10 protein-coding genes are annotated in these 10,599 nt (G+C 32.7%); all 10 read right to left on the reverse strand.

Features of this window, described 5'->3' with window-relative positions:
• Positions 1-59 precede the first annotated feature (59 nt).
• Positions 60-743 (reverse strand): hypothetical protein, encoded by a 684-nt coding sequence (locus tag ABWP20_RS17520; RefSeq protein ID WP_353097591.1) that lies wholly within the window; start codon positions 741-743, stop codon positions 60-62.
• An 82-nt stretch (positions 744-825) separates the two neighbouring features.
• The gene (locus ABWP20_RS17525; protein ID WP_353097593.1) at positions 826-1,227 is read right to left on the reverse strand and encodes a hypothetical protein; all 402 of its coding nucleotides are present in this window, start codon (positions 1,225-1,227) and stop codon (positions 826-828) included.
• 60 nt (positions 1,228-1,287) lie between these two features.
• The gene (locus tag ABWP20_RS17530) at positions 1,288-1,797 is read right to left on the reverse strand and encodes a hypothetical protein (RefSeq protein WP_353097595.1); all 510 of its coding nucleotides are present in this window, start codon (positions 1,795-1,797) and stop codon (positions 1,288-1,290) included.
• A 1,063-nt stretch (positions 1,798-2,860) separates the two neighbouring features.
• Entirely contained in the window at positions 2,861-3,520 is a 660-nt protein-coding gene (locus ABWP20_RS17535) for a TraX family protein (RefSeq protein ID WP_353097596.1), read from the reverse strand.
• Positions 3,521-4,269: 749 nt separating this feature from the next.
• On the reverse strand, positions 4,270-5,598 hold the full coding sequence (locus ABWP20_RS17540) for an MATE family efflux transporter (RefSeq protein WP_353097597.1): 1,329 nt from the start codon (positions 5,596-5,598) through the stop codon (positions 4,270-4,272).
• A gap of 21 nt (positions 5,599-5,619) precedes the next feature.
• Complete coding sequence (locus ABWP20_RS17545; protein ID WP_353097598.1) at positions 5,620-6,390, reverse strand: ABC transporter ATP-binding protein; 771 nt, start codon at positions 6,388-6,390, stop codon at positions 5,620-5,622.
• Position 6,391: 1 nt separating this feature from the next.
• Entirely contained in the window at positions 6,392-7,450 is a 1,059-nt protein-coding gene (locus tag ABWP20_RS17550; protein ID WP_353097600.1) for a FecCD family ABC transporter permease, read from the reverse strand.
• 59 nt (positions 7,451-7,509) lie between these two features.
• Positions 7,510-8,541 (reverse strand): ABC transporter substrate-binding protein, encoded by a 1,032-nt coding sequence (locus tag ABWP20_RS17555; RefSeq protein ID WP_353097602.1) that lies wholly within the window; start codon positions 8,539-8,541, stop codon positions 7,510-7,512.
• Between the two features lie 193 nt (positions 8,542-8,734).
• Positions 8,735-9,775, reverse strand: a complete 1,041-nt coding sequence (locus ABWP20_RS17560; RefSeq protein WP_353097604.1) for a helix-turn-helix domain-containing protein — start codon at positions 9,773-9,775, stop codon at positions 8,735-8,737.
• 295 nt (positions 9,776-10,070) lie between these two features.
• Positions 10,071-10,538, reverse strand: coding sequence for a hypothetical protein (locus ABWP20_RS17565; RefSeq protein WP_353097606.1), 468 nt, complete (start codon positions 10,536-10,538; stop codon positions 10,071-10,073).
• Positions 10,539-10,599 lie beyond the last annotated feature (61 nt).

Genomic DNA, 10,599 nt, shown 5'->3' on the forward strand with positions numbered 1-10,599 from the left:
TATAAATCAATTTATATTCACCTAATATTGGAAAGAACCTATTTAACGCTTACAAATAGTTATACTACTTTACCATCTTTATCAACTAAAACCCATTTATGCTTCACAAGACGGAAAATACTAATAATAATCACAAAAATAGTTGAAGAGTCTAAATATTCATTTGGTACCAAAAACACAAAAAATAAAATGCAAAAAGAGCAAAGATATTCTATAGTAGCAGTATCATCCTGTACTTTTATCCAAAAATCCTCATCAGAAGTAGTGTAACGATAAACACCTTTAGTTACTTTTTTCTGAACGTCTCTAGGATAAATGGTCATTTGATTCATTTCTTGATTATTTTTTCGCATCTTTAGAGTATGATTTACTTGTCTAGCGTGCCTTATAAAAGCCAAACAAGCAAATGAGGCAACTAATCTAAGGATAGAATCTCCAAAGTAATTGAAATTTATCACCTTAACTTTATTAAAAAGTACTGCTAATATGATATTTAAAATGATGAAAATAAATAGGCTTACCTTTGTTGAAACCTTCTTAGACAAAAAAAATGCTCCGAAAAACAATAATATTCCCATATAATAAGCAACAACGTGTGAAAAAACGCCCAAATTTCTTGATAAACTTAATGCTCGTGGAATAGGAAATAAGAAATAAGATGATATTAGAAACCAAAATCCAAAGAAAATCTTAAAAATATGATTGCTATTTTTATTTAACCAAACTACAATTCGTTCTTTCAATATAATCACCTTCACTTTTGTCGGAGTTCTCTTAAAGAGAGCAACTTGCATTGTTCATGCAAGCCCCTCTCTGTATTTTTAATTATCTAGGTCCCTGAGTATCATACTCAGATTTAGCTTCTTTTGCATGTGCAGAATGACTATTGAATAACTTCTCATTTGAATAATATGTTGAATCAGTATCAGTAGCTACAAACGCTCTTCCATAACCAGAAATATTTTCAAATCCCCTATATTCAATAGTTTTAGTAACCATAGTATAAGCATAAGATGAACTATCTACATTTGAATATCTAAAATACATTACTCTACATACATGTTCTTGTATTTTTTTACCCGCCTCAATCATATCTCCAGCTATACCAAGTAAAAAACTTACTGCTCCAATCCAATTAGATTTAAGCCCAAGAACACTTATTGTAAATGTAGCAACGCTCATCGCGCGTGTTGTAAGTGTAGTATATTTACTAAATCTGTATTCCATATCTTCTTTAATTCGTAAAATTTTATTAGGAATTGTTACCTTATCAGTGTATAAAGTTTTTCAAGAATATTCTTTTCCATGAATTGGTAACAAGTCATTTAACATATCTGCATTAGCAGAACTGCTTGCACTATTTTCATTCTCATCATGCTCTGTTTCGTCCATTTCTTTTACTGTTATTAGATCTGGTATAAAAATTTCTGTAGCATTTTCAAAATTATTTAAAGCTTTATCAACTATGAGTGACCAAATATCATTGTTTTCATCTAATTTTATTATATCAAAGTCATCAACATGCATTTCCCACTCATAAGAAATATCATCATCATCATGATACTTTAATGATACAAATATTCTGCCTGTCTCTTTGTGTATTGTAGCAGCTATAATATACTTTTGATAATCTTCCGCATATAGATATATATCGTCAGTTTCAATAACTTTATCTGATTCTTTTAAAGTAATTACTGAACCAGTGGCAAAAGCTTGAACAGGAACAACAAACATTCCTAATAACATTATAACAGACATCAAAAATGATGTAACACGATAAGTTAATCTTTTATTCATTTTAACTCTCCTTTCAAACAGTTCAATGATGATTGATAATCTTACAACATCTTTTGAGCAACATCCATTTAATAAGTTTTAATCATTTGCCTAATCTGTATTGTCAATAATCTTTTTTATATTTTCTGCTGTGTTACTAGATAATAACTAAACCTTTCCCACTATTATAATTACATCTAGAAAGGATTAATCCTAAATATCCAGTAGTTTTTTTCTAAAATCACACCTCCAATCCTTTATCTGGGTACTTTGCCTTTTTCTCCTCCGACTTACCATTGGTCTGGAACCTCTGCTATAGGTCTACTTGCTATTCTTTGCGATAAAGTAAATTTCCTTATCAGATATTCACATATTCAGTCTTTTCTTCTTCCCAACCTCATAAGTTACTATTAATCTACTGAACATGTCTATGATTAAATAAAGCTTGTAATACTGTCTATTTAAACAAGTTATATCAAGTCCCTATCCAATTTTAGGCTGTAGCTAAATGTGTTGGTGGTTCTTTTTTACTTGTACATTTGATCTACTTCCTTATTTTTACTAATTGTATATTTTAATTGTACCATTCTTGACGGGTTCTAACAGAAACTCTATACCTTATAGAGGTAAATTAAATTATCCCTTGACATTTGATAGCTAGTCCACTATTATATGTTTATTAAATGCTTTGGTTGTAAAGATATAATATAATAAACTGCAAAAAACTAAGTCTATATATCCAACATAGAACCAAAATATTAAAACCCATACTATATAATTATCTTAATAACAGGGTACTCTAATTATTTTTATTTGCTAATGGTTCTTATCATTATATCTTCCCAGAACAAACTTGTCAACCCATTGATTTCACACACTTCACGGCATTCTTCGACATTTCTTGTCACCTCCTATCAAATGTAGCAAAAACTAATCAAACTTCGTTAAAGCTTGTCTTTTTGACATTTCTGACATGAAACATACATCTACTTACTTTGTAATCAATGTTACAGATTCACTGAACCTTGAGATAATAATAATGATATCACGGATACCTAACTATCCCCTTTGCGACTGGGTACATTTATAAAAGGAGAAAATTTTCAATAACTCTCAGCATTAATAAATGAAAAGGATAGAATATATAAAACAAATATTTATTTCCTTTTCCAACAGAATCATTATAATTTCTAAGCAAGATAAAAGATGTGATTCCAAACAATTGTATCCACATGAAATTAAGCGCCATAATGGTTAAGGAGATTATTCCAGCAATAAGTTGCCACACAGGTCGATTCCTGAAAATATATAAACCTGCAATAAATAAAATACCACCAACTCCACAATCCGAATTAATCAAAAAAGTAATAATCATAGCAACTAAAATATAAAATATTAATAATGGGATTTCCGAAATCAGAGCAAATATTAATATTCTAAGACTATATCTTTTAAGATTATTTGTATGTAAAAAACCTTGAACCAACATGAAAGCGAAAATAAGAAATACAATGCGCCCGATACTACGCATGATTATATAAATTAGATACAACTTTTTAGCTTTATCTGGTATAATATCACCCATTAAATGTACTCGGTCAACTACACAAGCTTTTAAATATGACTTCCATATTATGGTATGTCCTATATGATCTATAAACATGGCCACAAGTGCGATTGATTTTAAGAGATTTCCAGTTAATAGTTTATGATTGTCATTTATTACTATCGATTCGTTTTGCACTTCCTCACTCCCTACACCATAAAATAAAATTATCTCTACCCCGCATTAACCTACTGATGTATGAAACATTCACCTATTTCTTCTTTAATGTCAAAATCTGAAATTTTGACATTAAGTACCCCCTACCTTTAGTGGCAAGCATGGTAGTTGTTTAGCTTCCTGAAAAAAAGAAAACAAAAGCATTTATTATAGTTGTCACGACATATATAAACAAAACTACTGTAAAAGAAAATACTATGCAAACAAATCCTCTTTTATTTGGCTTAATGCTAGTTTGATTTATAGTGTTATTAATTAAATCTTACTTTTCTTCACTTTTTTTAAGAAAATTAATATCTAACAACTCATCTGCTGAAACTTCAAAGAAGGTACAGCTTTCTGCAATTTATCTCCAAACTGAACTAATAGGTTTTCACCTCCTTGTTACTTTTTATTATACCAATAATTTATAAATCAGCAAAAAACATACTGTATCAATTTGGCAACCAATGGGTGCATTCGATTTACAATATATTATTTTACCTTTTTATTAAATGAAGCTACAACTTTTTATCTCAAAAATAAATAACTTAGTTTCCTAAGAAGTAAAAGACAAAGCATGCACATTCAATACTGTCATATCTTTGACCTTTTCAAAATTATCCTCATTCCTTTCGATATTATTTTGAAATAAAGAAGTTCCCGCCAAACTCACATTTTTTTATTTGGCGGGTATACTTTTATCTGTATTCAAAAGAACAGTGATTAAACTAACCATCCTTTTGCAGCATAACTTTTTTGTACATATAAAATCCTAATAAGTCTGACAAAAGCCATCCTACAACAATAGCCCAGCAAACACCCGAAAAGCCTCTAATAGGTGCGAATGAATAGGCTAACAATACTCTTAATCCTTGTGACACTATAGTCATCAAGATGGATATTTTAATGGCTCCAAGGCCTCTGAAAAATCCATAAAACATAACAATAAAGCCGAGCAATACATAAAATACGGAAATAATCCTAAGATAACCAACACCGACAGTTATTACCTCTGTTGCATCTTTATTTACGAAAAGAGTGATTAAGTTTGGGGCAAAAATAAATGCAATAATGCTGATTACTGCCGACAGGATTATGATAATCTTTGTAGTCGCACGAAATCCCTCCCGAATTCTTTTTATTTCTCCAGCACCTTCATTCTGTGCAGTATAAGTAGAAAAAGAATTACCTAGATCTTGCAAAGGGGCATTGGCAACAGAGTCGATTTTGGAGCAAGCTGCAAATGCAGCCATAACCGTTGACCCAAAGGTATTAACCAATCCCTGAATAAGCATCATTCCGAAACTGGAAATTGACTGTTGCAGCGCTGTCAATACGGAAAAAGTAGCAATCTTATTAAAAACAGACGTGCTGAATATTAAGTCTTTCCGCTGGAAATTCAGAAATTGTATTCGTTTTATTGTATAAATACCGCATCCAACGGCAGCGAAAGCTTGTGTAAGGAGCGTGGCAATCGCTGCACCTGCAGTCCCCATGCGAAACACTACTACAAAAACCAAATCTAAAATAAGATTTGATATGCAGGAAGCAATTAAAAAATATAATGGCGTTTTTGAGTCCCCAAATGACCGTAATAAAAAAGCAAACGCATTATACATCCCGACAAAAATAAAACCATAAAAAACATATTTTAAATAATCTCTAGCATAAACAGCAGTTTCTTTTGGCATTTGATAAAGAGTAATAATCTGAGGTAAAAAAACTGATGTTACAACCGTAATCAACACGCTTACACAAAATAAAAATATTAAGGCAGTAGAAATCGTTTTTTTCAGTTCATCGTACTGCCCGCCGCCATAGAGTTGGGAAAAAATTGCTGAAGTACCCATAGCAAGTCCTAGTAAAATAGAAGTTATAAACACAGTTACAGCACTTGAAGAACCAACTGCTGCAAATGCATCTGTGCCTACAAACTTCCCTATTACAATTGCATCAATAATACTATAAAATTGTTGAAGCAAGTCTCCGATAAATAACGGAATGAAAAATTTTAGAATAATCCGTGAAGGATTTCCTTTGGTCATATCAAGTTCCATCTTTTTATTCCCTCCTAGCACCTATTTATTAGAGGACAGATATGCGATTGCTAAATCACCAGTAATGGGATTGGAGTAAATCTCACAATCTATTTCATAAACCTGCCTTATAAGTTCTTTCGTTAGCACTGCTTTTGGACTTCCTGAAGATATGATCTGTCCATCTTTAAGTACGTAAAGAATATCGCAGTAAACAGATGCCATAGAAAGATCATGTAGAGCTGCAAGAACACCGATATTTAATGATTTGACAACAGATAGAATCTGAAGCTGGTATTTAATATCCAAATGGTTGGTCGGCTCATCGAGTATTAGAAATTTAGGTTCTTGAGCAATTGCTCTAGCCAATATTACTCGTTGTTTTTCACCACCAGATAATGTTAAATAGCTTCTATCCCCATACTCCATCAAGTTAACTCTTTCTAGCGCATCGGCTACGATTTTATAATCCTCTATATTATCAGACTCCATTAAGTGTTTGTGCGGTGTTCTACCCATCATCACCATTTCGTGGACAGTAAAGTCAAAGCTCAATTCATTGAATTGGCCTACCACACCCATATCTTTTGAAATAGCCCGTGCAGATGATTTTAAAACATCCTTGTCTCCCAAAAATACAATGCCATTTTGCGGTTTAATAACTTTATAAATACTTTTCAGAAAGGTAGATTTTCCACACCCATTTGGCCCAATGATTCCAACAAACTGTTTATTATCCACTTTAATGCTGATGTCTTTTACAATATCTACACCTGATAAAGTGACTGATATATGATCTGCTTTTAATTTCAATTTATCTCCCTCCAAACCCATAGCTTTTTTTAATTAGTATATATATAAATACAGGTGCACCAAGAAGTGAAGTAACGATTCCAATTGGCAGTTCTCCATTTGGAATTACTGTTCGAGCAAAAATATCTGTCCATATCATAAATAAAGATCCAAAAAGAATCACCGTAGGAACTAGTCGTTTATGATCTGACCCTACAACACTTCGTACAATATGTGGAATAATAAGACCTACAAATCCAATAATTCCACAGGTGGAAACTAAAACACCCGTTACCACAGAGGAAATCACCATGTACAACCGCCTATAAAAATTTAAATTAACACCCAAGGTGATTGCGGTTTCTTCTCCCATTAACATAGTATTCATTATTCTTGATTGGAACAGGAAAAATACTATTGCTGCAATTACCACCACAGACACAAAAGGTAAAATATTCCACGCTGCTGATGCCAGACTTCCCATTGTCCAAAAGGATACAGACCGTATACCCTCTGAATTTTTCGCAAAATAAATGATAAAGTTTGAAGAAGCACTGCATATGGCATTGATTACAGTTCCTGCTAGAACTAGCTTGACAGAAGATGTTTTTCCTCCAATACTGGCAAGTCCCAGAACAAGTAATGCTGCACTCAACGCGCCAATAAATGCCCATGATGCTACTCTAAATTCTCCGAGCATTCCTCCAGCTCCAAACCCAAGCATAATTGAAAATGTTGCTCCTAAGACACCTCCAGATGAAATTCCCAATATATATGGATCAGCCAAAGGATTTTGTACGGAAGCCTGCATTACTACTCCGCAAAGTGCCAACCCAGCTCCCATAATCATTGCCAACAGAACCCTAGGAAATCGGATTTGCCAAATAATATCCACAAACATACTGTTTACCAACTCACTAGCATTACCAATTTGGCACCCAGTCAATTGATTTCTCAATATGTTAAAAGATTGCCGAAAGGGTATCGATACTTGTCCAATGGATACTGAAATTACAACCGATACAACAACAGCAACGAGCAAAATTATAAAAATTATTGAGAATGCAGACCGCTTTTGCAAACTACCTTTAAAAGTTTGCGTGATATTCTTTTGTTCTCCTTTTTGTGTTGAAATCATCCCTATTCCTCCTTAAACAATTCGGGATGAACAAACTCGGCGACATCCTCATATAAATCCGCAAGATCAAGTCCTCCTCGAATAGCATTGGTATAATCAACCACCATTACATTCTCTTTTTTAATAGCAGTAACGTTTTTTAGACTTGAATTGTCAAGTAATAAATGTTTTGCTGCATCCCTATCGGATCTTTGGAACTCGGTGACAATAATTTTATCAGGATTAATGGAAAGGATAGATTCAGCAGACATTTCTACATAGGTATCCTTTGATACTTTTATGTATTCACCACCTGCACCTTCTACCATTTCATCGATGACACAGAGAGTAGGCCCGTAATAGTAATAAGTATTATTTTGACCTCCAGCAAAGAGCAAAACCCGTGGTTTATTAGTTGCCTGTAAGGCTTTGTCCTGAATAACTTTAATTCGCTTTTTCTGATCCTCTACAAAAATATCTGTTTTATCTTTAATATTTAATACCACTCCCAAATTGTTGATATCATCAAAAAAGCTGTCAATTGTACGACCCATGGTATAGTTAATACCTGAAAGAACAGGAATTCCTCTTTCATTCCAAAACGAAATGTTGCCAAGGCGTTCGTCGGTAAATGCCGAAGACATAGCAACAATTAAATCCGGCTTTAGAGCAATAATAGATTCCTTAGAAGGCCACGTATCCGTGATCAGCGGAAGATGTCTAATCTGTTCCTCATATTTGGAATAGGATTTGTCTAGATAGGCCAGTCCTACAATCTTATCTTTTTCTTCAAAATGAATAATCAACTCTGCAAGTCCCTGCCCAATTACGACAATTCTCTTTGGTTCCTCATTAACAATCTGCTGAACTTCGTTTCCTCTATCGTCATAAATAGTAAATTTCAAAGGATAATAATTGTCATTTTGTGGAGTACTGGTCTGATTGATTGATACTAAATTGGAAACTTCATTTTCTTTTGTGGAGTGTTGCGAACAAGCCGCCAATGCGGTACAAAAGATGATTACCAATAAAATGGATGTTGTTTTTTTAAGCATGTATATCCCTCCTGTATTAAAAGTAGTTAGTTTGAGCTAACTAATAATGTTATTGTACAGCATAAATACTTATGGACTATACTGCTTACGATGCCGATTTATGTTGAGTAAGAGACTCTTCTTAAAAATAAAAACCACAAGTATAAACCTGTGGTTAAAGTACGACGTATTTAAATCATTTTACGAGTAAAACTTATTCTACATTACGCAGTAAGGAGGATTCCCGATATTTTAATGGGGTAATACCATATTGCTTTTTAAATGCTGCACAAAAATTGCTAGAGCTTGAATAGCCAATTTCATAGGCAATTTCATTAATTGATTTATCTGTGTCTAAAAGCATTGAAGAAGCCCGTTGTAAAGAAAGCTTTCTGTGATAGCTAAAAATAGTATCTCCATAAACAAGCTTGAAACCTTTGTTCAGTTTTTTAGGATTAATGACCAACTTTTTAGATAGTGAAAGAATGCTTGGTAATTCAAATGGCTGTTCAAGCAAAATTTGAGGAACTTCTTTGATTTTTTGTAATTCATAAGGGGTGAGTGCTGTTAACTCGTATTTTTCACACTTCATAACTTCATTGGATACGATCATTGATAATATTTCCATAACCTTACTTTCATAAAATAAAGTACGGGTTTTTGTAGGAAGGCGGCAATTAAATATCTGTAGAAAAGCAGCAGCTATTTCAGGAGAAGTATTTAAACCTAAATAATACTCCGAGCGAATCTGATCTTCCAATCTTTCTATCGTATCATTCCATACACCTATTCCGGTACTTCCAAAATAAGAAGAAAGTGCATGCTTGTTGGCTGTTATTGAAACTCCTTGATACTTTTGATCTGCACAACGCTTAATTATACCTTTCATATCCTGTGATAAAGAGATGGATAAATTATTCGAGCCAAAGTAAGTATCTCCTGTTTTTTCTTCTTCTATATACATGCATCCATCTATACAGTATTCAATTTCAAAATAATTACTAGTTAAATCAAATACCGTCACTATATCCTTATAAAACACAAAATCATAGATGAGCAACATAATATTGCCTAGCAAATTATATATTTGTATGGTTCCCTTACCATACTCTGGTTTTATATCATAAACGATGCCTTTACTCATATCGTGGTTAGGCAAGAAACGAGTATCCCCAATTTGCTCATGCATAGTCGTATATTGCTCTAGCATATCGGCATGCCCATTTCTTGAATTTATATAAAATTTATGCTCCATTTGCAAGCTCCTTTCTTGTCTTTATACTATTAAAAAACTATATTTAAGCAACCTGTTAGCGGAAGCTAACTATATTAATTATACTATACTGCCCTATTTATTGCTAATCAAATTTAAAATATATCAAGAAGGCACACTGCTCCCTTAGTGGCTTGATATGCTTTCTTTTAATTTTCAGGCATAAAAATAGGATAAGTCTATAGGTCGGTTAAATTGACCTATAGACTTATCCTATTTCAGCTTTGATATCACCTACTTCATTAAAAAATTTGCTAGCATTTAAATGATATTTGAATCAATATACTTCTAATTTTCCATCAAAGTTGTCTGCTTTTTCTAATAGTGGTCCTTTTGCACCCATACAAAATGCAATATCACTACTTCTAATTGATAAAAGCTCTGTTCCTATTGAAATATCAAGAATTTTTAACATACTTTCTGTTAATTGAATAATCCCATTATCTGATATAGATACCCAACAATATAATCTTCCTTTATACTTAACAAATTGTCCTTGTTTTAATTTATATTCACATAGTTCTGGTGTATCTTTTAATATATTTCCTATTTTTGAGGGATATAAAAGTCCTTTTCTAGTCACAATAAACCCACCTGTTATCTTGCTTCCAGAAATTAAATACACCTTCTTTTCTGACGTTATATCATACTCTGAAATTGCTTGCGTAGGTAGATGAACACTTAAATCATCTCGTACTAAAGATTTTCCAAATACAAACTTTCCACCTTTATTCATTTGAGGCATTATAGCACTTCCTTGTATAATGTATTTAGGTTATTAAATAGGAAAACCTATAAACCTTCTT

Source organism: Tissierella praeacuta (assembly GCF_040396155.1).
Taxonomy (GTDB): domain Bacteria; phylum Bacillota; class Clostridia; order Tissierellales; family Tissierellaceae; genus Tissierella; species Tissierella praeacuta_A.

Coding starts and splice junctions, on each gene's coding strand:
- ABWP20_RS17525 (WP_353097593.1), bottom strand. CDS start 1,227: ATGGAATACAGATTTAGTAAATATACTACACTTACAACACGCGCGATG.
- ABWP20_RS17530 (WP_353097595.1), bottom strand. CDS start 1,797: ATGAATAAAAGATTAACTTATCGTGTTACATCATTTTTGATGTCTGTT.
- ABWP20_RS17540 (WP_353097597.1), bottom strand. CDS start 5,598: ATGGAACTTGATATGACCAAAGGAAATCCTTCACGGATTATTCTAAAA.
- ABWP20_RS17555 (WP_353097602.1), bottom strand. CDS start 8,541: ATGCTTAAAAAAACAACATCCATTTTATTGGTAATCATCTTTTGTACC.
- ABWP20_RS17560 (WP_353097604.1), bottom strand. CDS start 9,775: ATGGAGCATAAATTTTATATAAATTCAAGAAATGGGCATGCCGATATG.
- ABWP20_RS17565 (WP_353097606.1), bottom strand. CDS start 10,538: ATGCCTCAAATGAATAAAGGTGGAAAGTTTGTATTTGGAAAATCTTTA.